Consider the following 25,126-nt stretch of genomic DNA (forward strand, 5'->3'; position numbering starts at 1 on the left):
GACCGAAGGGGTCACACTGCTGCCTGAAGAAATAGCAGTTCTGGGAAAAAAAACGATTCTGGCTTTAGGCTTAATACCTAAGCGCACTTAAACGTTTTTGGCGTTAGTCCAAAAGGCTTGCAGCGCCTGGGTTGTTGCGAAAAAAACGGCGATTGACGACACTGCAAAGCCACCTTCAATAGCCTTCGCCATGTCAGTTACCCTGCGCCTTGCCCGCGTCGAAGACGCGCAACTGCTACCCGCCGTCGAACGTTCTGCCGCCCGGGTTTTTGCCGATCAGCCAGGTCTTGAGTGGATTGCCACGGGGCCGGTGATGAGCAGCGACGAACACCGCCAGTTCATCGACCAGGGCCATGAGTGGGTGCTGGCCGACGCCGACGACGTGCCGCAGGGGTTCCTCTGCGCGCAACCCGCAGGCCGCGACCTGTTCATTCATGAACTCTCGGTTGCGCAATCTGCGCAAGGTCAGGGCCATGGCCGCCGGTTGATCGGCGCCGCCGCTGACTGGGCCCGCGAACACGGCTTCGAAGCCCTGAGCCTGACCACCTTTGCCTGCGTTCCCTGGAACGCGCCCTTCTATGCCCGCCTGGGCTTCGAGACACTCGCTGAACAGCAACTGAGCCAGGCTTTGCGCCAACAGTTGAACCGCGAACAACTGCAGGGACTGATCGGCCGCTGCGCCATGCGCATGCAACTTCAGCCGTTGTCCTGAGGCTGTTCGCGGGCACGCTCGGCAAGGCGCAACTGCGCTTCCTGCTTGCCGATCAGTTGCAGCTGGCGGCGCAATTCCGACACCCGTTCGGCCAGGCTCAAGGCCAAGTCCTGGTTCTGCTTCTCCAGCTCATCGCGTGAACCGCTGAGCTGCGCAAGCTTGACCTCCAGGCCGTGAATTTTCGCTTGCTGGCGATCGCCCTGGGTCTTGAGGCCGCGCTGGGCTTCCTTGAGGGTGCGAACCTGCACCAGCAGGCCTTCGTTGTCGCGGTTAAGGCGGGTCAGTTCGTCTTGCTTGACGATCAGGCTCTGCTGCAACTGGCGCACTTCCACCTGCAGCAACTGTACCTGCGCCTCGTGCCGGCGTTGATCCTGGTCGCGCTGTTCGCGGCTGGCGTTGCGGTAATGCTCAAGGGCATCGCGGGCGTGCTGGTGCTTGTCTTCCAGCGAGCGGACCTGCTCGTCCTTATCGGCCAGGCGCAGGTTCAGTTCGCCCACCGCCTGGTTGAGGGTGGCGTTGCGGGTCTGCTCGCTTTGCAAGCTGGTGCGGGCGGTGGCCAGGGCCTCTGACTCGCTGGCCAGCGCCGCCGTCTGGATTTCATGTTGCTGTTGCAATGCGGCCAGCGCCTGCTGGCTGATCTGCACCTGCGCCAGCAGGGTCTGGCGCTCTTGTTCAAAGGCACTACGGGCAAGGTCGATACGCGCCTCAGCCTCCTCCTGCAGCTGCGCGGCCAGTTGCTCAACCACTGCCGCCAGCGCATCGCTGAGGTTTGCCGTGCTGGCGGGTGCCGCCGGTTGCAGGCTTTCCAGCTCTTTGAGGTAACGATGAATGGTGGTTTTCGAGCCGGTATTACCCAGCTCGATACGTACGGCATCGATACTCGGATGCTCGCCCCGGGCCAGCAGCGCCTGCCGCGCCTTGTGCACTAATGCCTTGTTGATACCGCCACGGGCCATGTCAGCTCCTACTATTTCGTACTGTGATACGTACCATGTATTTACATACTATCCTATTGATCTTCCTCACGCTCAACCAATCAAGTCCTGAGATAAAATAATCACGGCTTATCGCATGTGAGGCGCTAGAATGGCGGGTAAATGTGCCCAGAGCGGTACGCCTGGCGGGAACGAGGCAATGAACACGATCGAGCGCTACCTGCAGGCCGCAGTGCGCGATAACACCCGGCGCAGTTACCAGGCTGCGGTCGAGCACTTCGAAGTGAGCTGGGGAGGCTTTCTGCCGGCCACCGCCGACAGCATCGCCCGCTACCTGGCCGAGCATGCGCACAGCCACTCGATCAGCACCCTCAAGCAGCGCCTGGCAGCGCTAGGGCAATGGCATGTCAGCCAGGGCTTTCCCGACCCGACCAAGGCACCGATGGTGCGCCAGTTGCTCAAGGGCATCCGCACCCTGCACCCGGCCGAACCGAAACAGGCGGCGCCGCTGTTGATCCAGCACCTGCAAATTGCCGTTGGCGTACTTGAGCAAGAAGCCGCCCAGGCCCGCACCGGGCACGATTTGCCGGCACTGTTGCGCGCCAGCCGCGACAAGGCCTTGCTGTTGATCGGGTTCTGGCGCGGGTTTCGCGGCGATGAACTGGCGCGCCTGCAGGTCGAACATATCCAGGCTCAGGCGGGTATCGGCCTGTCGATCTACTTGCCGCGCAGCAAGGGCGACCGCCAGGCACTGGGCGTGCGCCATCGGGCACCGGCCCTTAAAGTGTTGTGCCCGGTCCAGGCCTACCTGCAATGGCTTGAAGTGGCAGGCATTGCCCGCGGCCCGGTGTTTCGCAAACTCGACCGCTGGGGCAACCTCGGCGAACAGCCGCTCAACAGCAACAGCCTGATCGGCCTGTTGCGGCGCATCCTCGAACGCGCAGGCGTACCGGCCGCGTTATATACCGGGCACTCGCTGCGCCGCGGCTTTGCCACCTGGGCCACCAGCAATGGCTGGGAGCTCAAGGCGTTGATGAGCCATGTCGGCTGGAAAGACGCCAAGTCGGCGCTGCGCTATATCGATGCGTCGGTGTCGTTTGGCGAGCTGGCGCTGCTCGACGGCAGCGCCCCGGGGCAACTGACGGATCAGTCCTGAAGCGGGCGCTGCATCTTGACGATCTCGATCACCACGCGGCTGTTGCCGCGGCTGAAGGCGCCGTTGCCGATCGGCACAAAGCCGTTGGCTTGATAAAAGCCCTGAGCGTTGCGCGTGGCTTCCAGGTAAACGCTGCTGGCCTTCGTCGCGCGGATACGCTCGATCGCCAGGTTCAGCAGCCGCCCACCAATGCCCTGCCCGGCACCCGCACCGCAGACAAACAGCTTGCTGAGTTCAAAGCCGTCGATCTCGACGAAGCCGAGAATGCTCCCGGCTTGCGCGACCCACAGGTTGCCCTGCTCGATGGCCGGCAGATAAGTCGCCGGTGAGCGGCCATCGAGCCACATGTGGATCTGCTCGACGCTGTAATGCTCACCACACTGGGACTCGACCGAGTCCTTGTGCACGTTGAAAATGGCCTGTGCATCGGCGGCCCTGGCCTGGCGAAGTACAATCGCGCTCATCTACCCGCTCCCTGCTTTTATGTGGACTGCCTGGCGTATCAGTTACGCGTCTCGCACAGTGTGCCAGGCTTGAGGTGGGCAACGAAGTTGCACGGGCGATGGCGAGCATCCAGTTGCTCGGCGAGGATACCCTCCCAGGCAGTGCGGCAGGCGCCGGTAGAGCCCGGCAGGCAGCAAACCAGGGTGCCATTGGCAAGGCCGGCCAGGGCACGGGTCTGCACGGTGGAAGTGCCGATATCGAGGATCGACAAGGCGCGGAACAACTCGCCAAAGCCATCGATGTGCTTGTCGAACAGGCAGGCCACAGCTTCCGGGGTGCTGTCGCGCCCGGTAAAGCCGGTGCCGCCGGTGATCAGCACCACCTGCACGTCGTCCTCGGCAATCCAGCCGGCGACCTGGGCGCGAATCTTGTACAGGTCATCCTTGAGCAGCACCCGCTCGACCAGGCGGTGGCCCATCTCCACCGCGCGGCTGGCCAGCAGCTCACCGGAGGTGTCGGTGTCGAAGCTGCGGGTGTCGCTGACAGTCAGCACGGCGATGTTCAGCGGCACGAACACCGCGTCCAGTTTGATACTCATGCACAGCCCCTTGGCAGCAGTCAGGAAGTTGCGGCCAACGCTAGAGGCAAACACCATTAGCGTCCAATCGATAGATCCGACCGGCTTATCGAGGTGGTCTATCGTCTATTGATCAAGCGCCTCTATCAGCCGGTCACTAATGCCCATTGGACGGCCCGGGGGCATTGCTTTACCGTTTTGCCACCCGCCCTACTGACTTGCCAGGCTGCGCCATGGATATCAAACAACTGAAGTTTCTGCTCGCCCTGGACCAGACCCGCCACTTCGGCCAGGCCGCCGCGCTGTGCCATATCACCCAGCCGACCCTGTCGATGCGCCTGCGTAACCTTGAGGACGAACTGAACCTGGTGCTGGTTACCCGTGGCCAGCGTTTCGAAGGCTTTACCGAGGCCGGCGAGCGCATCCTGGCCTGGGCTCGCACCCTGCTGGCCGCCTATGACGGCCTGCAGGCTGAAGCCGCCAGTTGCCGCGGGCAGATCGTCGGCAGCCTGCGCCTGGGCATGGTGCCGCTGTCGAGCTTCAACCCCATGCAGTTTCTCCAGCCCCTGGCCCAGCGCTATCCGGAGCTGCAGTTCCAGCTGTCGTCCTTGAGCTCCGAACAGATCACCGATGGCCTGAGCCGTAACCAGCTGGACCTGGGTATCTGCTACCTGGACCAGATCAACAGCGCCTATTTCGAAGTGATCGAACTGGGCACCACGCGCATGGGCCTGCTGTATGACGTGCGCCATTTTCAGTTCGAGCAGGCTGAACTGCCCTGGGAAGCGGTCAGCGCCGTGCCGCTGGGGCTGTTGAGCAAGGGCATGCACTATCGCCAGTCGGTCGACCTGAGCTTTCGCAGCCGCGGCCTGCAGCCCCATGCGGTGCTCGAAAGCGACTCCAGCTACCAGTTGATCCAGGCCGTGTGCGCCGGGATGTGCTGCGCGATCATGCCGCTCGATTACGGCCTCGAAGGTCTTAGCGAGCACCTGCGTATCGTGCCGATCAGTGCTGCCAGCGTGCATGCACCGATCGGCTTGCTGCTGCGGCGTACCGAGCCGCGTTCGGCCATCGCCGAGAAGTGTTTTGCCGAAGTTCGATCACTGCTCGACAGTGAATTGAAACCGGCATGAGCACTAGCCTGGGGTGCGCTCGGCCAGGTCTTCGAGCAGCTCGGCCGACGGCACGAAGAACAGGCCGCCGGTGACCGCGTTGCTGAAGTCCAGCAAGCGGTCGTAATTGCCTGCCGGGCGACCGACGAACATGTTCTCGAGCATCTGCTCGATCGGCGCCGGCGAGCGCGCATAACCGATGAAGTAAGTGCCGAACTCACCGGCGCCGGGGCGGCCGAACGGCATGTTGTCGCGCAGGATCTTCAGCTCTTCGCCGTTCGCGTCGGTGATGGTGGTCAGTGCGCTGTGGGAGTTACTGGGTTTGGCTTCGTCACCCAGCTCGATGTCCGACAGCTTGGTGCGGCCGATCACCCGCTCCTGCGCCTCGACCGGCAGCGCGTTCCAGGCGCTCATGTTGTGCAGGTACTTTTGCACCAGCACGTAGCTGCCGCCGCTGAAGGCCGGGTCTTCGTCGCCGACCAGGGTGAACTTGGGCACCTGGCGGCCGACCGGGTTCTCGGTGCCATCGACGAAGCCGATGATGCTGCGCATGTCGAAGTAACGAAAACCCTGCACTTCGTCCACTACCTTGACTGCATCGCCCAGGGCCGTGATCAGTTGGGTGGCCAGTTCAAAGCACAGGTCCATCTGCTCGGCGCGGATGTGCAAGAGGATATCGCCGGGGGTTGCCGGCGCGCGGCGCCCTTCGACGCCAAACTCGCGGAACGGGTGCAAGGCCTGTGGCCGTGGCCCGCCGAACAGCTGGTCCCAGGCACTGGAGGCAAAGCCGCAGACGCACGACAGGTTGCCGGCCGGCACGCGCTTGCCGACCGAACGCGTCAGGCCGGCGATATCGGCGCACCACTCACGCACGGTTTGCAGTGCCTCACTGCCTGGGGCCAGGGTGGCGACCATGAAAATCGCGCTGCTGGTGATCGGACTGCCCACCGCCTGGGGTTCGGGAATATCGTTGTTCATGGCTGCCTGCACACGGGTCAAAGCCTGCAGCCTAGCAGATCGGCAGCGGCTATGGCGTGACCTGGTAACCCTTGTTCTGCAGGCAACTGGTATAGGCCGAAGCGCTGGTAGCCTCATTGCTGCGTCGGTCCTGCCGACGCTCCTGGCGCTGGCGGGCACCACCGACAACCGCGCCGGCAGCGGCGGTTTCACCGGCACGGTTCTGCCGGTATTGCTGTTTGACGTCATCATCGACACGGTCGTAGACCTCATCATGCTGGCGTCCCCGTACCTCGGCGCCCGCGGCGCCGGCGGCCGCACCCACGGCAGCTCCGCGTACCCGGCCACCGACGTGGGCATCGCTGCTGGCGGAACTGGCGGCGACGTTATGGCAATCGTTGATATCGACCTGCACCTGCTGGGCGCTCTGGCCCTTGAGCGGCACCACGGTTTCGGCCCAGCCCTGCGCACATACAGTCGATAACGCCAGGCACAGGCCAATGGAGGACAACCTGTTCATGATGGACTCCGGGATCGGACAGTAGCAACAGTGTAGCTGGCCTGTAGACGCTGGCTCGCCAGCGATGAGGCCAGCACATCAGGTCACACCGGTTCCTCGACCTTGAGTACCTCGCCGCGCTCTTCCAGCAGTTGCACGAAGGTCCTCAAGCTGCGCGATACCGTGCCGCGCCGCCACACCAGCCAGGTGCGCAGGTAGCGAAAGCGCTGGGACAGCGGCCAGACACTGACCGTGCTGCAGCCGGGCATGCTTTCGAGCATGCTGCGCGGCATCAGCGCCAGGCCGGCGCCGGCGCTGACGCAGGCAAGCATGCCGTGGTACGACTCCATCTCAATGATCTTGCCCGGCACCGCCTGGTCCTGGGCAAACCAGTTCTCGAAGTGATGACGGTATGAGCAGTTGGCGCGAAAGGCGTAGATGGTCATGCCGTTGACCTCGCCAGCGCGGGTGATCGGCGTGTGGTTGAGCGGTGCGATCAACACCATCTCTTCGACGAACACCGGCACCCCCTCGAGCGCCGGGTGCAACACCGGGCCGTCGACGAAGGCGGCGCTCAGGCGCCCGGCCAGCACGCCGTCGATCATCGCCCCGGACGGCCCGGTGGTGAGGTCCAGTTCGACCTTGGCATAGGCCTGGTTGTAAGCCGCCAGCAGCGTCGGGATGCGCACCGCGGCGGTGCTTTCCAGCGAGCCGAGGGCGAAGGCGCCTTGCGGCTCGTCACCGGCTACGGTCAGCCGCGCCTCGGCCACCAGGTCGAGAATACGCCGGGCATAGTCGAGAAAATTCCAGCCTGCCGGCGACAGGCGTAAACGGCTTTTTTCGCGGATGAACAGCTCGGCACCCAGCTCCTGCTCCAGCTGCTTGATCCGCGTGGTCAGGTTCGACGGCACCCGATGGATGTGCTGGGCCGCGGCACTGATGCTGCCCTGCTCGGCCACCGCCTTGAACATCTCCAGTTGCACCAGATCCATAGTCATTCTCTCTGCGTGAATGTTTTGCTCAGTATTATTCAGTTTAAGGCAAAGGCACAACGCAGTAGTCTGAAACCGTTCCCCTCCCCTCAGGACCGCCGTGATGACCGCGATCAACTTGCACACCCACGCCTTGTCGATCAACCCCGCCAATGGCGAGCAGATCGGCCACTATGCCTACGAAAGCGACGCTGTCCTCAATGCTGCCCTGAGCCGCGCCGCCCAGGGCTATGCTGCCTGGCGCCGCACGCCGGTAGCGGCACGCATCGCATTGCTGCTTGCCCTGGCCGGCGCCCTGCGCGACAACGCCGAGGCCATGGCGCGGATGATCACCGACGAAATGGGCAAGCCGGTGGCCCAGGCCAGGGGCGAGATCGAGAAGTGCGCGCAGCTCTGCGAATGGTACGCGGCCAACGGCCCGGCCATGCTCGAGGCTGAAGCGGCCCCGGTGCCCGTCGGCAAGGCGCGCATCGAATACCGTCCACTCGGCCCGCTGCTGGCAGTGATGCCGTGGAACTTCCCGATCTGGCAGGTGCTGCGCGGCGCGGTGCCGGCGTTGCTGGCCGGCAATACCTATGTACTCAAGCACGCGCCGAACGTGATGGGCAGCGCCTACCTGCTGCTCGAGGCGTTCCAGCGCGCAGGTTTCCCCGAGGGCGTGTTCGAGGTGATCAACGTCACCCCAGAGGGCGTGTCCAAGGCCATCGCCGACCCGCGCATTGCCGCCGTGACCCTGACTGGCAGCGTACGCGCCGGTACCGCCATCGGCGCCCAGGCCGGCGCCGCGCTGAAAAAGTGCGTGCTGGAGCTGGGCGGCTCCGACCCGTTCATTGTCCTCAACGACGCCGACCTCGATGAAGCGGTCAAAGCCGCCGTCATTGGCCGCTACCAGAACACCGGCCAGGTCTGCGCCGCAGCCAAGCGCCTGATCGTCGAGCAAGGCGTGGTCGAGGCCTTCACCCGCAAATTCGTCGAGGCCACCCAGGCGCTGGTCATGGGCGATCCGCATGCCAGCGAGACCTACATCGGCCCGATGGCCCGCTTCGACCTGCGCGATGAGCTCGACCAGCAAGTCCAGGCAACCCTGGCCGAAGGCGCGACCCTGCTGCTTGGCGGTGGCAAGGTGCAAGGCAACGGCAACTACTACCAGCCCACCGTGCTGGCCGACGTCACCGACCAGATGACTTCGTTCAAGCAGGAGTTGTTCGGCCCGGTGGCCTCGATCATCACCGCCCGCGATGCCCGCCATGCCCTGCAACTGGCCAACGACAGCGAATTCGGCCTGGCCTCGACTATCTACACTGCCAATGCTGCGTTGGCCGAGCAACTGGCCGATGAGCTGGACACCGGCGGCGTGTTCATCAACGGCTACTGCGCCAGCGACCCGCGGGTGACCTTCGGCGGCGTGAAGAAGAGCGGCTTTGGCCGTGAGTTGTCGCACTTCGGCGTACGCGAGTTCTGCAATGCGCAGACTGTGTGGGTGGACCGCAACTGACAGCCGCCACGGCTAAAGGCCGATCGCCAGGCGTAACTGCCTGGCCAGCGCAACGGCTTGTTCGCGGCTGGTGACATTGGTAAAGCCGATCAACAACCCGCGCCGTTGCCCGGGTTGTCGGTACCAGCCTGAAAGCGGCTCGATCGCCAGGCCAAGCACCCGCGCGCGGCGGGCAATCGCACAATCGTCGAGGCCGCCGCGCACATCTGCCACCAGGTGCATGCCGCCTGCCTGATTGTCCAGTTGCAGATACTCACCGAGTTCGGCCTGCAAGGCCTCGACCAGTTGCTGGCGCCGCTGGGCATAGAGGCTGCGCATCTTGCGCAAGTGCCGGGCAAAATGGCCTTCTTCGATAAATGCGCTCACCGTCGCCTGCAACAACTGCGGGCAGTGGTTGTGCATGTCCCGGGCCACGCTGGCGAAGCGCTCTACCTGGGCCTGGGGAACCACCAGATAGGCCAGGCGTATGCCCGGCGCCAGTACTTTGCTGAAGGTCGCGCAGTACAGCACCCGCCCCTCGCTGTCGAGGCTCTTGAGTGCCGGCACCGGCCGGCCGCGGTAACGGTACTCGCTGTCGTAGTCGTCCTCGATGATCCAGCTGCCCTGGCTACTGGCCCAGTCCAGCAGGCGCTGGCGCCGCGGCAGCGACAGCGTGACGCCAAGAGGGCTCTGGTGATGGGGCGTGACCAGGGCAAAGCGCGCATCAGCAGCCCGGGCGATAGCGGCGTCGACATCAAGGCCGTCGCCATCCACCGGCACCGGCACCAACTGCACCCGGGCTTGCTCAAGAAAACGCCTGGCCTGGAAGTAACCCGGGTCTTCGAACCAGCAGCGGTCACCGTCCTCCAGCAGGCTGGAGCAGATCAGGTCGAGACAGGCACGGTAGCCTGCGCAGATGAAAACCTGTTGCGCAGTACAGCTGATGCCCCGCGACACCGCCAGGTAACCCGCCAATGCATGACGCAGGGCAAGCTGCCCTTGAGGGTCCGGGTACGCCAGGCCTTCCACCCCGCTTTGGCGCAAGGTACGCCCCACCAGGCGCGTCCACAGCTTGCGCGGAAAGGCGTCCAGCGCCGGCAAGCCGATCTGCAAGGGCATTGGCAAATACGTCTGCGGCCCCGGGGCCAGCGCTGGCCCCGGCACATCGACATCAACCGCCCTGGCACTGAGCGACGGGGCGACCACCGTGCCTGCCGGGCCTCTGGATTGCACATAGCCTTCGCCGCCGAGCATCTGGTAAGCCGCCTCGACCGTGCCGCGCGCCAGGTTGAGCTCCGCCGCCAGGGCCCGCACCGAAGGCAGGCGCTCACCCGGCTGCAAGCGCCCGGTACTGATGGCGTCGCGAAAACGCAGGTAGATCTGTCGATAGAGGGGCGTCATCGTCGGTGGGCTGGAGGCTGGCATGTCCTAGTCATTTGTGCATTTTTTGGACCTATAAGGTAGTCCGTTGCCGCCGTAAAGTAACGGCTCAAATTGATCTGGGAGAAACCCGTGGGCGAACAGGCAACCATCCGCTACCTGCAAGAAGGCACCGAGCAACGCGACGCCTTCGAGCTAATGCGCGAACTTCGGCCGCACCTGGTGGATGCCGACGCGTTCGCGCAGCAAGTCAGGCGCCAGGTGCTGCAGGGCTACCGCTTGCTCGGGGCTTTCTACGGCAAGCAACTGCTGGGGCTGGCAGGGGTAAGGAGCAGCGAAAACCTGCTCTATGGACGCTTTACCTACGTCGACGACCTGGTGGTGTCTCCGGCCATGCGCGGCCTGCGGGTCGGCGCCGCATTGCTCGATGCCGCGCGCGCCGATGGCCTGCGCAACGGCCATGCCTACCTGGTGCTCGATACCGGGCTGCATATGCCATTGGCCCAGCGCTTCTATTACCGCGAAGGACTTTTGGCCAAAGGCATGCATTTTGTTCAGGCACTGCCCGCCGCCGAGGCACAGCGCCATGGATAACCTGCTCCTGGTCAATGCCAGCATGCGCGGCAGCGCCTCGATCGGCTTGCGCCTGGCCGACGAAATGGTCGCTTGCATCCGCCACCAGTACCCACACCTCAAGGTGACCCTGCGGGACCTGGCGGCCACGCCACTGGCGCCGTTGAGTGCCGGCTACGCGACAGCGCTGACCGGCTTTGTACCGCCTCACGACCCGGTATTTGCAAGCTCCGAGGCACTGATCAGCGAGCTCGAAGGCTGTGACCTGCTGCTGATTGCGACGCCCATGCACAACTTCACCGTGCCGGCAGCGCTCAAGCTGTGGATCGACCATGTGCTGCGCATCCACCGCACCTTCATTGCCGGCCCTGAAGGCAAGGTCGGCCTGCTCAAAGACCGGCCGGTGTACCTGATCGTCAGTTCAGGCGGCTACCACCGCGGGGCACGGGCCCGCCAGCCGGATTTTCTCAGCGCCTACCTGCGCCACGTGCTCGGCACGTTGGGTCTGCAGAATGTGCACTTCGTCTACCTCGAAGGCATGGCCGTCAGTGATCAGGCGCGGCTTGCCAGCGTCACTCAAGCCAGGCTCGAACTCGCCCGGCAGCGCTGGTGATTATTGCCCGGCGCCGAATTGATCTTTCAGCAGGATCGCCCGCGCCAGTTCTTCATCACTGGCTTTGAGGTCGGGGTTCTGCGCGCGGATGCTCTGCAGCATCGACTCCAGGTACACGCCGCGGATCGCACCGTTACTGGCGATGAACGACGAGGCGTCGTCACGGGCGGGGATGATGCGTTTGTCGTCCTTGAAGGTCGAGTACAGCGAAGCGGATACCCCGGCCGAGGTGGCAACATCACCGGCGTCGACTTTGGCCAGGGCCGAGCCGAAGGGCAGACAGAGCACAAGCGAGGAAACGAGCAGTAAACGGCGCATGGTGATGCCTCCGGATAAAGAGTACCTACATCAACTAGGATTGCCGTAAGTACCTTGAGTTCCCCGGCCTATTGCACCGGCAGAAAGTTCATCAGCAGCAGGCTTTGCGCGTAGTTAAGGCCAATACGCCGATAGCGCTCGTCGAGCATCTGCGCCAGCAGGTCCAGGCGCGCGACGATCTTGCCGAATTCCACGGCAAAGCTCAGGTTGCTGCCCTCCTCCGATATTTCATTGGAAAACAGCAGCAGCACGCCATTGGCGTCCTGGCGCTGGCTGAGCAGCCAGGTGGCCTTTTCAATGTTGCGCGCGGCATTGCTGACGAACTGCGGGTCGATGGTGTCAGTCATGAAAAATTCGGTGCGCCCGCCATGGGCGGTGACCAGCATGCTGCCAATGGCATAGACGAAGGCGCCGACCCGATCGCCGCGAAACTCCGGGCTAAGCGCATAGCTGAGCGCAGCCAGGTCGCGGCGCTCGCCCAGTTGCGCCAACGGCTGGCGTTGCTCGATGGCCTGGCGGATCTGCCGCTCGGCGGTGCTGGCATCGACATAGCCGGACTGGCGCCACTGGTTGGGGTTGCGCTGGTACAGCTTGTTCATCAGCAGGTAAAGGCTGCGCAGGTTGTCGCGCATCGACAGCGTGGCCATGCGGTCGACGCTGGTCTGCAACAGCTCCTGGGGGCGGCCTTGGCTGAACTGGCTGACGATGTCGCGGCCTTGTTGCTGGCTGCAGGCGCTGAGGCTGGCAAGCAAGGCGCCCACCATCACCGGCAGGCGCAGGTGTCGCAGGAAAACGAGAAACGGATCAACCATCGGCACCGGTCGGTAATCAGCGGCAACGCTGGGAGTCAGCGTCGCCTGGCCATGAATAGAGCCGACAAATCGGAAAAAGTGCGATGGTGGGCGCGATTGCCTCAGCGACTCGAGTGCAGCGTCAGAGGTGCGCTGATGGAATCAGGTTGTCGGCGCTGGCTTTCTCGAGCTTGATGGCGATGAATTTCGAGGTCGGTGTGAAGGTGCGCTCGCCGTAGCTTTCCAGCGGCACCAGCGGGTTGGTCTCCGGGTAGTAGGCTGCGGCCTGGCCTTGTGGAATGTCGTAGGCGACCAGGGTAAAGCCGCTGACCCGTCGCTCGCGGCCGTCTTCCCACAGCGAGACCATATCGACCTTGTCGTTGGGCTTGAAGCCCAGGCGGCGGATGTCCTGCTCGTTGGCGAAGACCACCTCACGCAGGCCGAACACCCCGCGGTAGCGATCGTCGAGGCCGTACAGGGTGGTGTTGTACTGATCGTGGGAGCGCAGGGTCTGCAGGATCAGGTCCGGGGTGTCGCCACGGGCCAGAACTTCTTCGTTGACCAGCTGCGCCGGCAGCACGCTGGCAGTGAACTGCGCCTTGCCGCTTTCGGTGTGCCAATCGCGCTGCGCCGCGGTGTTGCCCAGGTGGAAGCCACCTGGGTGCTGCAGGCGCGCATTGAAGTCCTCGAAACCCGGGATAACGTCGGCAATCAGGTCGCGAATGCGGCTGTAGTCGGCAACCGTCCACTGCCAGTCGATCGGCCGGTCACCGAGGGTGGCCCTGGCGATGCCGGCGACGATCGCAGGCTCCGAGCGCAGCAGCGGCGAGCAGGGTTTGAGCTGGCCGTGGGAGATATGCACCATGCTGAAGGTGTCTTCGACGGTGATGCCTTGCGGCCCTTCGGCCTGCAGGTCGATTTCGGTACGGCCCAGGCACGGCAGGATCAGGGCGTCACGGCCGGTGACCAGGTGCGAGCGGTTGAGCTTGGTGGCGATGTGCGCGGTCAGCGCGCAGTTGCGCAAGGCGTCGTGGGTGCGCGGGGTATCGGGGGTGGCCTGGGCGAAGTTGCCGCCCAGGGCGATGAACACCTTGGCGCGCTGCTCTTCCATGGCCTGGATCGCCAGCACTGCATTGTGCCCGTGCAGGCGCGGGGCCTTGAAGGCGAAGCGCGCTTCCAGGGCATCGAGCAGGCGCGCCGGTGGCTGCTCGTCGATGCCCATGGTGCGGTCGCCTTGCACGTTACTGTGACCGCGTACCGGCGACAGCCCGGCGCCAGGCTTGCCGACGTTGCCGCGCAGCAGCTGCAGGTTGATGATTTCCTGCACGGTCGGCACCGAGTAGCGGTGCTGGGTCACGCCCATGGCCCAGCACATGATCACCCGCTCGGCGCGCCGGTACATGCGGGCAGCCAGCTCAAGCTCGGCCAGGCTCAGGCCCGACTGCTCGACAATATGCGCCCAACGGGTGGCATCGACTTCCGCCAGGTAAGCGTCGAGCCCTGAGGTGTGCTCGGCGATAAAGACGTGGTCGAACACAGCCGGCTCGCCCTTGGCCTGGGCCTCGCGCTCCCATTGCAGCAAAAACTTGGCGATGCCGCGCATCACCGCCATGTCGCCGCCCAGGGCCGGACGAAAGTACGCGGTGTTGGTCGGCTCGGAGCCGTTGCTGAGCATCTCGAACGGGTGCTGCGGGTGCTGGAAACGCTCCAGGCCACGCTCCTTGAGCGGGTTCAGGCAGATCACCTGAGCCCCGCGCTTGACTGCCTCGCGCAGCGGTTCGAGCATGCGCGGGTGGTTGGTGCCGGGGTTCTGGCCGATAACGAAGATTGCGTCGGCGTGCTCCAGGTCGTCGAACACCACCGTGCCCTTGCCGACCCCGAGGGTTTCCGACATGCCGACACCGCTGGCCTCATGGCACATGTTCGAGCAATCAGGGAAGTTGTTGGTGCCGTAGGCGCGCACGAACAGCTGATAAAGGAACGCCGCCTCGTTGCTGGCCCGGCCGGAGGTGTAGAACTCGGCCTGGTCAGGAGATTCGAGGCTGTTGAGGTGCTGGGCGATCAGCGCAAAGGCGTCCTCCCAGCTGGTTTCGACGTAGTGGTCGGTGGCGGCGTCATAGCGCATCGGATGGGTCAGGCGGCCCTGATATTCAAGCCAGTAGTCGCTCTGGCGGGCCAGCTCGGTGACGCTGTAGCGGGCGAAGAAATCCGCATCGACCAGGCGCCCGGTGGACTCCCAGTTGACCGCCTTGGCGCCGTTCTCGCAGAACTTGACCATGCCGCTTTCCGGCGACTCGCCCCAGGCGCAACCGGGGCAGTCGAAACCGCCGTTCTGGTTGGTCTTGAGCATAACGCGCAGGTTCTTGAAGGCGTTTTCACTGCCCAGCCAGCTCTTGGTCACGCTTTTCAGCGCGCCCCAACCGGCGGCGGGGGCGTCATAGTTTTTTATATGTTCATCTTGGCTCATCGCGGCTTCCTCGCTTGGCTCGCAGGGCATCTTTAACGTTTCACCGACTAACAACTTGTTATTGACAGGTTGATTAATGGCGAACTTCGTTTTCTACCCTTTCAGGCTATTGAGCGTGGACTCAGGCGTCTAATCAAAACAAATGACGAACCGATCAAGACCCTCTATCACGACGCTGAAACCCTCGTAATACGGGGGCTGCAAGCTACCGATAGATGAGCCTTATCAGTTGGTCATTATTAGTGATTTGACCGACATGGACGATTTAAATAGCCTCGACCATCATCAAAGAACTAGTGCGCAAACGCATCCCAGACGCGCGATAAGAGGCCCAGCCCAGCATGAGTGCAAACGGCAAACAACTGGTCGACGGCTACAGTCGTAAAATCGATTACCTGCGCATGTCGGTCACCGATCGCTGCGACTTTCGCTGCGTCTATTGCATGGCCGAAGACATGCAGTTCCTGCCGCGCCAGCGCATCCTCACCCTCGAGGAGCTGTACCAGCTGGCCGAGCGTTTCGTCGCCATGGGCACCCGCAAGATCCGCCTGACCGGTGGCGAGCCGCTGGTGCGCGCCGGCATCGTCGAGCTGTGCGCACGCATCGCCGCCCTGCCCGGCCTGCGCGAACTGTGCATGACCAGCAACGGCTCGCAACTCACCCGCCTGGCCCAGCCGCTGTTCGATGCCGGCCTTTCGCGCCTGAACATCAGCCTCGACAGCCTCGATGCCGAGCGTTTCAAGGCTTTGACCCGCACCGGCGACCTGGCCCAGGTGGTTGCCGGCATCGACGCCGCCCATGCCGCCGGCTTTCGCCGCACCAAGCTCAACTGCGTGGTGCTCAAGGGCCGCAACGATGATGAAGTGGTCGATCTGGTGCGCTTTGCCATCGATCGCCAGCTGGATATTTCCTTTATTGAAGAAATGCCCCTGGGGGTGATCAGCGAGCACCAGCGCAGCGAGTCCTATTGTTCAAGTGACGAAGTGCGCGCGCGTATCGCCGAGCACTTCAGCCTGATCGAGTCGGCCGAGTCAACCCAGGGCCCCTCGCGTTACTGGCGTCTGGCTGAGGCGCCGGATATCCGCATCGGCTTCATCTCGCCGCACAGCCACAACTTTTGCGCCAGCTGCAACCGCGTGCGGCTGACCGTCGAAGGCCGTCTGCTGCTGTGCCTGGGCAATGAGCACGCCGCCGACCTCAAGCAGGTGCTGCGTGCCCACCCGGGTGACAGCGAACGCCTGGACAAGGCCATCCGCCAGGCCATGACCCTCAAGCCCTACAGCCATAACTTCGATATCAATGGCGAGGTGCAGATTTTGCGTTTCATGAACATGACGGGGGGCTAGCGGCGATGACGCCGGCCCGTCAGCCGGCGGGCAACGCCCGGGCGCGGCACCACAGGCGGGCGATGTCGCCGGCGCGGGCCTGGAGCAAGGCTGGCGCATTGGCACAGGCCGCCTCCAGGGTCATCGGCCCGCTGGTCAGGGCAAACGCGGCGTCGATGCCATGGGCATACAGCTGTTGGTAACCCTCGCCCAAGGTGCCAGCAATCACCACCACCGGCACCCCATGGCGCTGTGCTACCCGGGCCACGCCGAACGGCGTCTTGCCGCGCAGGGTCTGCGCATCAAAACGGCCCTCGCCGGTAATCACCAGGTCTGCCCCCTGCACCGCCGCATCAAGCCCGGCAAGCTCGGCCACCACTTCGATCCCCGGGCGAAAGGCCGCCTGCATGAAGGCCTTGGCGGCAAAGCCCATGCCGCCAGCGGCGCCGCTGCCAGGAAAGTCACGCACATCAGTGCCCAGCAGTTGCCCGCAGTGGTCGGCAAAGTGTCCCAAGGCCTGGTCCAGGGCCCGGACCTGCTCGGGGCTTGCGCCCTTTTGCGGACCAAAGATCGCTGAAGCGCCATTGCTGCCGCACAGCGGGTTGTCGACATCCGCGGCAACTTCCAGCTGCACCTCGCGCAAACGCCGGTCCAGCGCGCTGGCATCGATGCGGGCAAGCTGGGCCAGGGCCAGGCCGCCTTCAGCCAGCGGCTGATTGTCGGCGTCGAACAATTGCAGGCCCAGCGCCCGCAACATGCCGCTGCCGGCATCATTGGTGGCGCTGCCGCCGATGGCCAGGATAATCCGCCGGGCGCCGGCATCCAGCGCCGCAGCAATCAGTTGGCCGGTGCCAAAGGTGCTGCTGCGACAGGCATCGCGCTGGGCCAGGGTGAGCAGTTGCAGGCCACTGGCGGTGGCCATTTCGATGATCGCCGTGTGGCTGTCGGCCAGCCAGCCCCAACCGGCGTCGACCGGCTCACCCAGCGGTCCGCGCACGCGCAGGCTGCGCAGCTCGCCGGCACAGGCAGCGACGATGGCCGCCATGGTACCTTCGCCGCCGTCGGCCATCGGGCACTTGACCCGTTGCGCCTGCGGCAACACCAGGGCAATACCGGCAGCAATGGCGTCGGCGACGCCTTCGGCGCTGAGGCTGTCCTTGAACGAGTCGGGGGCGATGACGATTTTCATGGGGATTCTCCTGATCCAGATGCCTGCATGCTGACAGTTGGGCTGCAAGAGTGCGTCGGTCGGATGCACAAAAACCGCCCGCGCTTGTTTGGCACTTGGCCAAAACCGCCTCAGTTGGCGGCTGGCAGCAACTGCAAGCCCAGGTACAGGCTGAGCATCCCTTCCAGGCGCAACGGGTCGACTTCGCTCAGTTCGGCGATGCGCTCCAGGCGATAGCGCAGGCTGTTGCGGTGAATGCCCAGGGCATCGGCGCAGGCCTGGCTCTGGCCATCGTGGGCACACCAGGCACGCAGGGTTGCCAGCAGCTGGCCGCTGTTGTCCTTGGCACGAATGCGCTGCAGCGGTTCGAGCAGCTCGTCGAGGGCGTCATCATTGCGATGGCGCCACAGCAACGCTGGCAGCCGGTAGCGGCTCAAGGTCAGCAGGCGCTCGGCCGGCAGCACTTCGCGGCCATAGGCCAGCAAGTCGCGCACCCGCCGATAACCCCGGCGCAGCTGCTCCAGGCTTTGCGCCGGCGAACCTGCGGCCAGGCGCTGCACCTGCCAGCCATGGCGTTGCAAACGCTCCAGCAGTTTCGGCTCATCCAGCACCACGGTGGCGGGCCGGCACCAGAGCAGCGACTGGCGCGCGGGGCTTACGCACCAGCTGTCCGGGTAGCGGCTCATCAACCAGCTGGCCAACGCCTCGGCCGCAGGCCCGGCGTCCAGCTCAAACAGGCAGGGAATGCGCGGCAGTTGCGGCTTGAGGCCCAGCTGGCGAGCCTCATCGACCAGCCGCGGCGAATCGCCAGAGCCGCCCAGCAGCAATGCCAGCAGGTCGTCGCAGCGCTGGCGCCGCCACTGCTGCTCGACCTGCAGGTGACGCTGGGCCAAAAGCATTTCGGCGGTCATCCGTACCAGCTCGCCATAGGTGCGCAACTGCTGCGGATCGCCGGTAAGGCCCAGCACACCGATCAAGCGCCCGTCGAGCAGCAGCGGCAGGTTGACCCCGGGCTGCACACCCTTGAGGCACTTGGCCGCTTCGACGTCGAGCTCGACGATTCGACCGTTGGCCAGCACCAGCTGCGCACCTTCGTGACGGGTGTTGATGCGCTCGGGCTCGCCACTGCCGAGGATCAGGCCCTGGCTGTCCATGACGTTGACGTTGCACGGCAGAATCGCCATCGCCCGCTCGACGATGTCTTGCGCCAGGTCATGGTCCAGTTCGAACATGGGAGGATCCTTGTTGTCGCAATGATTGGTCCGGGGCACAGCAGGCCGCACGAATTGCTGTGCAAAAGCACAAAGACAGCCACGGTCCGCTCACCGAGACTCGTCGCAGCAGCCGCCTCGATGCAGGCTGCGGCGATAAACATAACAACAGAGAGAGAATCATGTCATACAGCCCTGCCCCTGACCAAGGCCAAGACGTCACCCGCAATGCGCTGTATCGGCGCATCACCTTGCGGCTGATTCCGTTCATCTTCATCTGCTACCTGTTCAACTACCTGGACCGGGTCAACGTCGGCTTTGCCAAGTTGCAGATGCTCGATGCGCTCAAGTTCAGCGAAACCATCTACGGCCTGGGTGCCGGGATTTTCTTCATCGGCTATGTGCTGTGCGGGCTGCCCAGCAACCTGGCGCTCAACCGCTTCGGCCCGCGGCGCTGGATCGCGCTGATGATGATCGCCTGGGGCACGCTGTCGACCTGCCTGCTGTTCGTCACTACGCCCATGGAGTTCTACGTCCTGCGCCTGTTCACCGGCGCCGCCGAAGCGGGCTTCTTCCCCGGCATCGTGCTGTACCTTTCGCGCTGGTTCCCGGCCACCCGTCGCGGGCGGATCATGGCCCTGTTCATGTCGGCGATCCCGGTGTCGGGCTTGCTCGGCGGGCCGTTCTCGGGCTGGATTCTCAATCATTTCGCCGCCGGCCAGCATGGCCTGGCCGGCTGGCAGTGGATGTTCCTGATCCAGGGCCTGCCGACCGTGCTGCTGGGCTTTCTGGCGATCTTCCTGCTCAGTGATGGCTACGCCAAGGCCAAATGGCTAAGCCCGGCCGAACGCCAGATCATCGAAACCGACCTCAAGGCCGATGCCGCCAGCAAGCCGGTGACCAGCAGCGACAGCCTGCTGTCGGTGTTTGCCAACCCGCTGATCTGGACCTTCGGTTTCGTCTACTTCTGCATCCAGAGCGGGGTCTATGCGATCAACTTCTGGCTGCCGTCGATCATCAAGAACCTGGGTTTCAGCGACGCCCTGCTGATCGGTTGGCTGAGCGCCATCCCCTACCTGCTGGCCGGGGTGTTCATGCTGCTGGTCGGGCGCTCGGCAGACCTGCGCAACGAGCGCCGCTGGCATCTTGTCGTGCCGATGCTGATGGGTGCCCTGGGCCTGCTGATCGCGGTGAACTTCGGCCACAGCCCGGTGATTGCGATTATCGGTTTGAGCATTGCCACCATGGGCGCCCTCACCGGCCTGCCGATGTTCTGGCCGATGCCCACCGCACTGCTCAGCGCCGGTACCGCAGTGGCGGGCCTGGCGATCATCAACTCGGTCGGGCAGATGGCCGGCTTTCTCAGCCCCTACCTGGTCGGTTTCATCAAGGACCAGACCGGCTCGACCGATGCCGCGCTGTATTCGCTGGCGGGCTTGATTGTGTTTGGTAGTTTGGTGGCGCTGCGGGTTTCGCGGGTGCGGGCTGCCGGGGCGGCGGCCGAACCGGCGAACTGAGGCAAGCCCGCTCCTACATAATGTAGGAGCGGGCTTGCCCCGCGATGCTTTAAATCAGAGGTGGAACTGTGTAAAACAGATCGAATTCCAATCGCCAAAGGCCTTTCGATCATGATTTACCGTCCACTGGGCCAAAGCGGCCTGCAGGTGTCGGCACTGACCCTGGGCAGCATGATGTTCGGCGAGCCGACCAGCACCGAAGACTCGCTGCGCATCATCGCCAAGGCCTGGGACCAGGGCATCAATTTCATCGACACCGCCGACGTCTACAACGCCGGGCGCAGCGAGGAAATCGTCGGCGAGGCCATTGCCCGCCACCGCCACGACTGGATCCTCGCCTCCAAGGTCGGCTTCGGCCCTGCCGAGGGCCTGCCCAACCGTAGCGGCTTAAGCCGCAAGCACATCTTCAATGCCATCGAAGCCAGCCTGACCCGCCTGGGCACCGATTACCTGGACATCTACTACCTGCACCGCGAAGACCACAACACCCCGCTTGAGGTCACCGTCAGCGCCATCGGCGACCTGCTGCGCCAGGGCAAGATCCGCCACTGGGGTGTGTCCAACTTCCGCGGCTGGCGCATCGCCGAGCTGTGCAACCTGGCCGAGCGCCTGGGCGTGCCCAAGCCGGTGGTCAGCCAGCCGCTGTACAACATCGTCAACCGCCAGGCCGAACCCGAGCAGTTCAGCGCCGCCGCCCATCACGGCCTGGGCATCGTGCCCTACAGCCCGCTGGCGCGCGGCGTGCTCAGCGGCAAGTACGCGCCCAATGCCAGCCCCGATGCCAACAGCCGCGCCGGACGCCAGGACAAGCGCATCCTGGAAACCGAATGGCGCCCAGAATCGCTGCAGATCGCCCAGCAGATCCACGCCTACTTGCAGCCCAGGGGCATCGGCATGGTCGAGTTCGCCATCGCCTGGGTGCTCAACAACCGCGCGGTCAGCTCGGCGATCGTCGGCCCGCGCACCGAAGCCCAGTGGGACACCTACAGCGGCGCGCTGGCGGTGCAGATCAGCGCTGAAGACGAAGCCTTCATCGATTCACTGGTAACCCCGGGCCACGCCTCGACTCACGGCTACAACGACAGCGCGCACTACGTCAGTGGTCGCGTGGCGCGCTGAGTTCGGCGCCGAGCAGGTGGCTGATGGCGGCCTTGAGCTTCATCGGCCGCACCGGCTTGTGCATCAACGTATGGCCGCGCTCGCGCACCTGTTGTTTTAGCTCGTTGCTGTAGTTGGCGGTGATCATCAAGGCCGCCAGCGGTACAGGCCGCTGGGCATTGATCGCCGCCACCGCATCGACGCCGTTGCGGCCGTTGTCCAGGTGGTAATCGGCGATCAGCAGGTCGGCTTCGGCGCTGTTGCAGGCCACCTGGCGCGCCAGGTCCTGCTCACTCAAGGCCGTCACCACCTCGCAGCCCCACTGCTCGAGCAAGGTGCGCATGCCAGCGCAGATCGCCGCGTCGTTATCCAGCACCCAGATACGCGCGCCTTCCAGGCGTTCGCGCAGCGGCTCGCTGAGGTCGGGTTCGGCCAGCCGCCTGGGTGCCTGGAGGCTGCAGGGTACTTCGACGGTAAACACCGAGCCCTTGCCCGGCACTGAACGCAATTGCAGGCGGTGGCCGAGAATCCCGGCGATCTTGTCGACGATGGCCAAGCCCAGGCCCAGGCCGCGATCCTGGTCCGGGCGCTGCGCATCACCACGACGAAACTCCTCAAACACCTCTTCGCGGCGCTCTTGGGCAATGCCGATACCGGTGTCCCAGACCTCGATCGACAACGCCTTGGCGCGCCGCCGGCAGCCGAGCAGCACGCGGCCGCGCGGGGTGTAGCGGATGGCATTGCTGAGCAGGTTGCGCAGTATCCGCGCCAGCAACTGGATATCGCTGTGCACGCTCAGCCCACAGGGCACATAGGCCATGCGCAGGCCCGCGCTGGCGGCGGCATGAGCAAATTCGGCGGCGAGGTTGTCGAGCAGGTCGCTGACGGCGAAGCTGGCAAGGTCGGCCTTGATCACCCCGGCGTCGAGCTTGGAGATATCCACCAGGGTGCCGAGCAGGTTCTCGACGTCATCCAGCGAGTTGCTGACATTGCGCACCAGCGCAGGGTTAGCGCTGCTCTGTTCGAGCAAGGCACTGGTGAACAGCCGCGCCGCGTTCAAGGGTTGCAGCAAGTCATGGCTGACGGCGGCGAGGAACTTGGTCTTCGACAGGTTGGCCTGCTCGGCTTGCTGCTTGGCCTTGCTCAGTTCGGCGGTGCGTTCGCGTACCCGCACTTCGAGGTTCTGATAGGCCTGGTGCAGGGCCTCGGCACTGCGCCGGCGTTCGGTGATGTCGCGAATCAGCACGAAAATCCCAACCACCTCGCCACTGGCCAGGCGGTTGGGCACGTAGGAGCGCAGCATGTAGCGTTCCTGGCCGTTGACGTGGGTCTCGGCGCATTCGAACGTCACGCTCTCGCCGGCCAGCGCCCGCTCGATGTAACCCTCCAGGCGCTGGTAGTGCCCGGGGCTGTGCACCTCGCGCAGGTTCTGCCCGAGCATCACCCCCGGCGGCCAGCAGTACCACTGCTCGTAGACCTTGTTGGTGAACTCGTAGACCAGCTCGGCATTGAGGTAGGCAATCAGCGCCGGCACATGGTCGGTGATCAGCCGAATCCAGCGCTCGCTTTCGCTCAGGGCTTGCGCGTGCTGGTAGCGTTCGGTGATGTCGGTGAAAGTGTTGACGAAACCGCCGGTGGGCAACGGATGGGTGCGGATTTCCAGCATGCGTCCGTCGAACAGGCGCTGTTCCAGTTCATGCACACAGCGGCCATTGCCGTCGCGGCTGGCCGGGGTCAGCAAGGCCAGTTCGCTGTCGGCGATCACTTCGGTAAAGGATCGGTGGGCGGCGATCGGCGCCAGGCCGCTGAGTTCGAGAAAACGCCGGTTCCACAGTTCCAGCACGCCGTCGGCATTGACCATGGCCACGCCCTGGGACAGGTTGTCGACCGCCCGTTGCAGCAAGTAGGACTTTTGCGCCACCGCCTGCTCGCGGCGCCGGGTTTCGCTGTGCTTGACCTCGGTGATGTCGGTGAACAGCATCACCCGCCCGCCGTCCTGGGTTGGCCGCTCGCTGACCTGCAGCCAGCGCCCGTTGTGCAGACGGTACAGCAGGTGTTCGTCGCTGACACCGCGCAGTTCTTCGCGCAACAGGCCGCTGCTGTGCATCAGGCGCTTGACCTCGGCCAGGCGCATGCCGCTGATGATGCGCAAGCGGCTGCCGGCCCAGAAAGCTTTGAAACGGCTGTTGAAGAGGACGATGCGCAAGTCCGGGTCGAACAGCACAAAGGCGTCGGAGATGCTTTCGATGGCATCGACCAGGTGCTGGTGGGCGGTTTCCGCGCGCAGCCGGGCCTCGCTGAGCAGGTGGTTGCTGGCCTTGAGCTCGACCAGGGTCTGGTTCAGGGCATCGGTGCGCTCGCGTACCTGTTCGGCCAGCACCACCGAATGCTGGAACGCCGCATAGGAATCGTCCGGGCGCGCCGCCCCCGACTCCAGGCGCTCGATCAGCGCGGCGTTGATGCGCAGCAGCTTGTGGTTGGCCCGTTGCAGCTCGGCCAGGCGCGGGTCACTGTTCACGCTGGCCTCGGGGCCGGCCGATGGCAACGCCGGTGAAGGTCTGGTTGATGTGCATGCCATTGAACTGTTCCCCGTAGGAGTTGAAACCCAGCACCCGCTGGCTGCGCAGAAAACGGCCGACCTCGGCCAGGCTGTCGCTGCCTTCGAGCTCCAGGCGGCGCAGGAAGCAATCGCAACCGATGGTCAGCAGCAAGGGCCCGAGGCGTTGTTGCAGGCCGCTAAACAGGTGCTGCAGATTCGGCAACAGCGGCCCCGGACGCATGCCGGTGAGGACGATGCCGTTCTCCACCGCGCAGTAGAAACTCAGGCTCAGGTCCTCGTGCACCTGCTGGATGGCGCGCACGTAATAACGCTCGTTGATGCGCACCGCCAGCGGGTGGGCGGCGAAGGTGCGGTGATTGATCTGGCTGACCGGCACGCCGATCAACTGCGCGTATTCAAGCGCTGCCGGTTCGGCGTTGAGCTCGTAGACCCGGCGCAACTGGCGATCGGCGCGGGTGATTACCAGTTTTTCACTGCGCGGCTCGATGTGATGGGTGGTGAACACCTCGAACTCAAGCCCGGTGTTGACCAGCAGCACCACCGCAGCGCCACTGCGAAAGGCGCCGTCGAAGTACACATGGGTGTGGTGCAGATGATTGTCGTCACCGGCCGAGCCTCCGAAATGCGGGATATCGCCCAACGCCGCACTGAGTGCCGCCAGCACGGTTTCTTCACGGCTGGACAGGCCGTCGAGCAGGGTCAGGGCAAAGCTGTGGCCCTTTATCGGCGCCAGGGTATTGCTACGACACTCGCCCACCAGGCGCTCGACCGTGGCCTGGGCCTGGATCAGGCTGAACGCCGGCATGGCGTCGATCAGTTCGGCGGCGATGGAAAACTGCCGGTGATCAAAACCCAGGGCGGTGATGCAGCCACGGCCGTAACCGTCGGGGGTAAGTTCGCCGGCACTGGTGCAACCGGCCAGGCGAATGCCGCCGAAGCTCTGTTGCAGGGCCTGGGCCAGGGCCGGCAGGTCGTACTCGGCGGAGCAGAAGAACAACACGAAACCCAGGTGCGGGTGCAGCAGCTGGCTGGCCAGTTCCTGGGCGGCAAGCTCAGCGGCGCTGGCCCGCGACACGGCACTGATCACGCCCTCGGCCGGGAACTGCTGCATGGGTGCCTCCTGGGTGGGCATTGATCGATGCAGGCAGTTTAGGCAGGCGCGGTAGCGCGCCGAATGCTACTTGGGTACTGGGTATGGGTGGCATTGGTTGTAGAGCGGGTAGCCTCATCGCGGGGCGAGCCCGCTC

23 protein-coding genes are annotated in these 25,126 nt (G+C 64.3%); 9 read left to right on the plus strand and 14 right to left on the minus strand.

The features are described 5' to 3' along the window. Positions 1–190: 190 nt before the first annotated feature. Entirely contained in the window at positions 191–712 is a 522-nt protein-coding gene (locus LOY54_RS13715; protein WP_258606717.1) for a GNAT family N-acetyltransferase, read from the plus strand. On the opposite strand, the gene LOY54_RS13720 is transcribed toward LOY54_RS13715, so the two are convergent. Continuing rightward, the gene (locus tag LOY54_RS13720) at positions 697–1,668 is read right to left on the minus strand and encodes a DNA-binding protein (RefSeq protein WP_258606718.1); all 972 of its coding nucleotides are present in this window, start codon (positions 1,666–1,668) and stop codon (positions 697–699) included. The genes LOY54_RS13715 and LOY54_RS13720 overlap by 16 nt on opposite strands. A gap of 178 nt (positions 1,669–1,846) precedes the next feature. On the opposite strand from LOY54_RS13720, the gene LOY54_RS13725 reads away from it, so the two are divergent. Then, positions 1,847–2,803: a site-specific integrase gene (locus LOY54_RS13725; RefSeq protein ID WP_258606720.1), complete on the plus strand. Its 957-nt coding sequence runs from the start codon at positions 1,847–1,849 to the stop codon at positions 2,801–2,803. Here LOY54_RS13725 and LOY54_RS13730 read toward each other — a convergent pair. Both LOY54_RS13730 and moaB read right to left on the minus strand, forming a co-directional pair. After that, the gene (locus LOY54_RS13730) at positions 2,794–3,267 is read right to left on the minus strand and encodes a GNAT family N-acetyltransferase (protein ID WP_258606722.1); all 474 of its coding nucleotides are present in this window, start codon (positions 3,265–3,267) and stop codon (positions 2,794–2,796) included. The genes LOY54_RS13725 and LOY54_RS13730 overlap by 10 nt on opposite strands. A 38-nt stretch (positions 3,268–3,305) precedes the next feature. Continuing rightward, a complete protein-coding gene (gene moaB, locus LOY54_RS13735) occupies positions 3,306–3,845 on the minus strand; it encodes a molybdenum cofactor biosynthesis protein B (RefSeq protein ID WP_258606724.1) in 540 nt (179 codons plus the stop codon). Positions 3,846–4,057: 212 nt separating this feature from the next. Here moaB and LOY54_RS13740 point away from each other — a divergent pair, with 212 nt between their 5' ends. Next, positions 4,058–4,957: a LysR family transcriptional regulator gene (locus LOY54_RS13740; RefSeq protein ID WP_093382790.1), complete on the plus strand. Its 900-nt coding sequence runs from the start codon at positions 4,058–4,060 to the stop codon at positions 4,955–4,957. Positions 4,958–4,960: 3 nt separating this feature from the next. Here the strand turns inward: LOY54_RS13740 and LOY54_RS13745 are convergent, their stop codons facing one another. From LOY54_RS13745 to ptrR, 3 genes are all read right to left on the minus strand, one after another. After that, on the minus strand, positions 4,961–5,914 hold the full coding sequence (locus LOY54_RS13745) for a Dyp-type peroxidase (protein ID WP_258606726.1): 954 nt from the start codon (positions 5,912–5,914) through the stop codon (positions 4,961–4,963). 49 nt (positions 5,915–5,963) lie between these two features. After that, a complete protein-coding gene (locus tag LOY54_RS13750; RefSeq protein WP_093382783.1) occupies positions 5,964–6,413 on the minus strand; it encodes a YMGG-like glycine zipper-containing protein in 450 nt (149 codons plus the stop codon). An 83-nt stretch (positions 6,414–6,496) separates the two neighbouring features. Next, a complete protein-coding gene (ptrR, locus tag LOY54_RS13755; RefSeq protein ID WP_093382780.1) occupies positions 6,497–7,384 on the minus strand; it encodes a putrescine utilization regulator PtrR in 888 nt (295 codons plus the stop codon). A gap of 103 nt (positions 7,385–7,487) precedes the next feature. On the opposite strand from ptrR, the gene LOY54_RS13760 reads away from it, so the two are divergent. After that, entirely contained in the window at positions 7,488–8,879 is a 1,392-nt protein-coding gene (locus LOY54_RS13760) for an aldehyde dehydrogenase family protein (protein ID WP_258606728.1), read from the plus strand. Between the two features lie 12 nt (positions 8,880–8,891). Here the strand turns inward: LOY54_RS13760 and LOY54_RS13765 are convergent, their stop codons facing one another. Beyond that, the gene (locus LOY54_RS13765) at positions 8,892–10,283 is read right to left on the minus strand and encodes a PLP-dependent aminotransferase family protein (protein WP_258606730.1); all 1,392 of its coding nucleotides are present in this window, start codon (positions 10,281–10,283) and stop codon (positions 8,892–8,894) included. Between the two features lie 87 nt (positions 10,284–10,370). Here LOY54_RS13765 and LOY54_RS13770 point away from each other — a divergent pair, with 87 nt between their 5' ends. Both LOY54_RS13770 and LOY54_RS13775 read left to right on the plus strand, forming a co-directional pair. Next, positions 10,371–10,832 carry a GNAT family N-acetyltransferase gene (locus tag LOY54_RS13770; protein WP_258606732.1) on the plus strand — a complete coding sequence of 154 codons (462 nt, stop codon included), beginning with the start codon at positions 10,371–10,373 and terminating at the stop codon, positions 10,830–10,832. Further along, positions 10,825–11,424: an FMN-dependent NADH-azoreductase gene (locus LOY54_RS13775; protein WP_258606734.1), complete on the plus strand. Its 600-nt coding sequence runs from the start codon at positions 10,825–10,827 to the stop codon at positions 11,422–11,424. Before LOY54_RS13770 ends, LOY54_RS13775 begins: the two co-directional genes overlap by 8 nt. On the opposite strand, the gene LOY54_RS13780 is transcribed toward LOY54_RS13775, so the two are convergent. From LOY54_RS13780 to LOY54_RS13790, 3 genes are all read right to left on the minus strand, one after another. Then, positions 11,425–11,742: a DUF2388 domain-containing protein gene (locus LOY54_RS13780; RefSeq protein ID WP_258606735.1), complete on the minus strand. Its 318-nt coding sequence runs from the start codon at positions 11,740–11,742 to the stop codon at positions 11,425–11,427. Positions 11,743–11,810: 68 nt separating this feature from the next. Then, positions 11,811–12,506, minus strand: a complete 696-nt coding sequence (locus LOY54_RS13785) for a hypothetical protein (protein WP_408980592.1) — start codon at positions 12,504–12,506, stop codon at positions 11,811–11,813. Between the two features lie 169 nt (positions 12,507–12,675). Beyond that, positions 12,676–15,000, minus strand: a complete 2,325-nt coding sequence (locus LOY54_RS13790) for an FdhF/YdeP family oxidoreductase (RefSeq protein WP_258606737.1) — start codon at positions 14,998–15,000, stop codon at positions 12,676–12,678. Positions 15,001–15,341: 341 nt separating this feature from the next. On the opposite strand from LOY54_RS13790, the gene moaA reads away from it, so the two are divergent. Then, positions 15,342–16,346, plus strand: a complete 1,005-nt coding sequence (moaA, locus tag LOY54_RS13795) for a GTP 3',8-cyclase MoaA (protein ID WP_195884114.1) — start codon at positions 15,342–15,344, stop codon at positions 16,344–16,346. 19 nt (positions 16,347–16,365) lie between these two features. Here the strand turns inward: moaA and LOY54_RS13800 are convergent, their stop codons facing one another. Further along, positions 16,366–17,514, minus strand: a complete 1,149-nt coding sequence (locus tag LOY54_RS13800) for a glycerate kinase (protein WP_258606738.1) — start codon at positions 17,512–17,514, stop codon at positions 16,366–16,368. Between the two features lie 110 nt (positions 17,515–17,624). Next, positions 17,625–18,725: a sugar diacid recognition domain-containing protein gene (locus LOY54_RS13805; protein WP_258606739.1), complete on the minus strand. Its 1,101-nt coding sequence runs from the start codon at positions 18,723–18,725 to the stop codon at positions 17,625–17,627. 161 nt (positions 18,726–18,886) lie between these two features. Here LOY54_RS13805 and LOY54_RS13810 point away from each other — a divergent pair, with 161 nt between their 5' ends. Continuing rightward, positions 18,887–20,221, plus strand: a complete 1,335-nt coding sequence (locus LOY54_RS13810) for an MFS transporter (RefSeq protein ID WP_093382740.1) — start codon at positions 18,887–18,889, stop codon at positions 20,219–20,221. Between the two features lie 111 nt (positions 20,222–20,332). Further along, a complete protein-coding gene (locus LOY54_RS13815) occupies positions 20,333–21,340 on the plus strand; it encodes an aldo/keto reductase (protein WP_258606740.1) in 1,008 nt (335 codons plus the stop codon). Here the strand turns inward: LOY54_RS13815 and LOY54_RS13820 are convergent. Further along, positions 21,318–23,897 (minus strand): PAS domain-containing hybrid sensor histidine kinase/response regulator, encoded by a 2,580-nt coding sequence (locus LOY54_RS13820; protein ID WP_249744351.1) that lies wholly within the window; start codon positions 23,895–23,897, stop codon positions 21,318–21,320. The two genes, LOY54_RS13815 and LOY54_RS13820, sit on opposite strands and share 23 nt — an antisense overlap. Next, positions 23,827–24,990: a nitric oxide-sensing protein NosP gene (nosP, locus tag LOY54_RS13825; RefSeq protein ID WP_258606741.1), complete on the minus strand. Its 1,164-nt coding sequence runs from the start codon at positions 24,988–24,990 to the stop codon at positions 23,827–23,829. Before nosP ends, LOY54_RS13820 begins: the two co-directional genes overlap by 71 nt. Positions 24,991–25,126: the final 136 nt, after the last annotated feature.

The sequence above is a fragment of the Pseudomonas sp. B21-032 genome, assembly GCF_024748965.1.
Lineage (GTDB): Bacteria > Pseudomonadota > Gammaproteobacteria > Pseudomonadales > Pseudomonadaceae > Aquipseudomonas.

Bases quoted from the DNA above. Each gene is read 5' to 3' on its own strand.
- LOY54_RS13715 (WP_258606717.1), top strand. From the start codon at position 191: ATGTCAGTTACCCTGCGCCTTGCCCGCGTCGAAGACGCGCAACTGCTA.
- LOY54_RS13720 (WP_258606718.1), bottom strand. From the start codon at position 1,668: ATGGCCCGTGGCGGTATCAACAAGGCATTAGTGCACAAGGCGCGGCAG.
- LOY54_RS13725 (WP_258606720.1), top strand. From the start codon at position 1,847: ATGAACACGATCGAGCGCTACCTGCAGGCCGCAGTGCGCGATAACACC.
- LOY54_RS13730 (WP_258606722.1), bottom strand. From the start codon at position 3,267: ATGAGCGCGATTGTACTTCGCCAGGCCAGGGCCGCCGATGCACAGGCC.
- moaB (WP_258606724.1), bottom strand. From the start codon at position 3,845: ATGAGTATCAAACTGGACGCGGTGTTCGTGCCGCTGAACATCGCCGTG.
- LOY54_RS13740 (WP_093382790.1), top strand. From the start codon at position 4,058: ATGGATATCAAACAACTGAAGTTTCTGCTCGCCCTGGACCAGACCCGC.
- LOY54_RS13745 (WP_258606726.1), bottom strand. From the start codon at position 5,914: ATGAACAACGATATTCCCGAACCCCAGGCGGTGGGCAGTCCGATCACC.
- LOY54_RS13750 (WP_093382783.1), bottom strand. From the start codon at position 6,413: ATGAACAGGTTGTCCTCCATTGGCCTGTGCCTGGCGTTATCGACTGTA.
- ptrR (WP_093382780.1), bottom strand. From the start codon at position 7,384: ATGGATCTGGTGCAACTGGAGATGTTCAAGGCGGTGGCCGAGCAGGGC.
- LOY54_RS13760 (WP_258606728.1), top strand. From the start codon at position 7,488: ATGACCGCGATCAACTTGCACACCCACGCCTTGTCGATCAACCCCGCC.
- LOY54_RS13765 (WP_258606730.1), bottom strand. From the start codon at position 10,283: ATGCCAGCCTCCAGCCCACCGACGATGACGCCCCTCTATCGACAGATC.
- LOY54_RS13775 (WP_258606734.1), top strand. From the start codon at position 10,825: ATGGATAACCTGCTCCTGGTCAATGCCAGCATGCGCGGCAGCGCCTCG.
- LOY54_RS13780 (WP_258606735.1), bottom strand. From the start codon at position 11,742: ATGCGCCGTTTACTGCTCGTTTCCTCGCTTGTGCTCTGTCTGCCCTTC.
- LOY54_RS13785 (WP_408980592.1), bottom strand. From the start codon at position 12,506: ATGGTGGGCGCCTTGCTTGCCAGCCTCAGCGCCTGCAGCCAGCAACAA.
- LOY54_RS13790 (WP_258606737.1), bottom strand. From the start codon at position 15,000: ATGAGCCAAGATGAACATATAAAAAACTATGACGCCCCCGCCGCCGGT.
- moaA (WP_195884114.1), top strand. From the start codon at position 15,342: ATGAGTGCAAACGGCAAACAACTGGTCGACGGCTACAGTCGTAAAATC.
- LOY54_RS13800 (WP_258606738.1), bottom strand. From the start codon at position 17,514: ATGAAAATCGTCATCGCCCCCGACTCGTTCAAGGACAGCCTCAGCGCC.
- LOY54_RS13805 (WP_258606739.1), bottom strand. From the start codon at position 18,725: ATGTTCGAACTGGACCATGACCTGGCGCAAGACATCGTCGAGCGGGCG.
- LOY54_RS13810 (WP_093382740.1), top strand. From the start codon at position 18,887: ATGTCATACAGCCCTGCCCCTGACCAAGGCCAAGACGTCACCCGCAAT.
- LOY54_RS13815 (WP_258606740.1), top strand. From the start codon at position 20,333: ATGATTTACCGTCCACTGGGCCAAAGCGGCCTGCAGGTGTCGGCACTG.
- LOY54_RS13820 (WP_249744351.1), bottom strand. From the start codon at position 23,897: ATGGCATGCACATCAACCAGACCTTCACCGGCGTTGCCATCGGCCGGC.
- nosP (WP_258606741.1), bottom strand. From the start codon at position 24,990: ATGCAGCAGTTCCCGGCCGAGGGCGTGATCAGTGCCGTGTCGCGGGCC.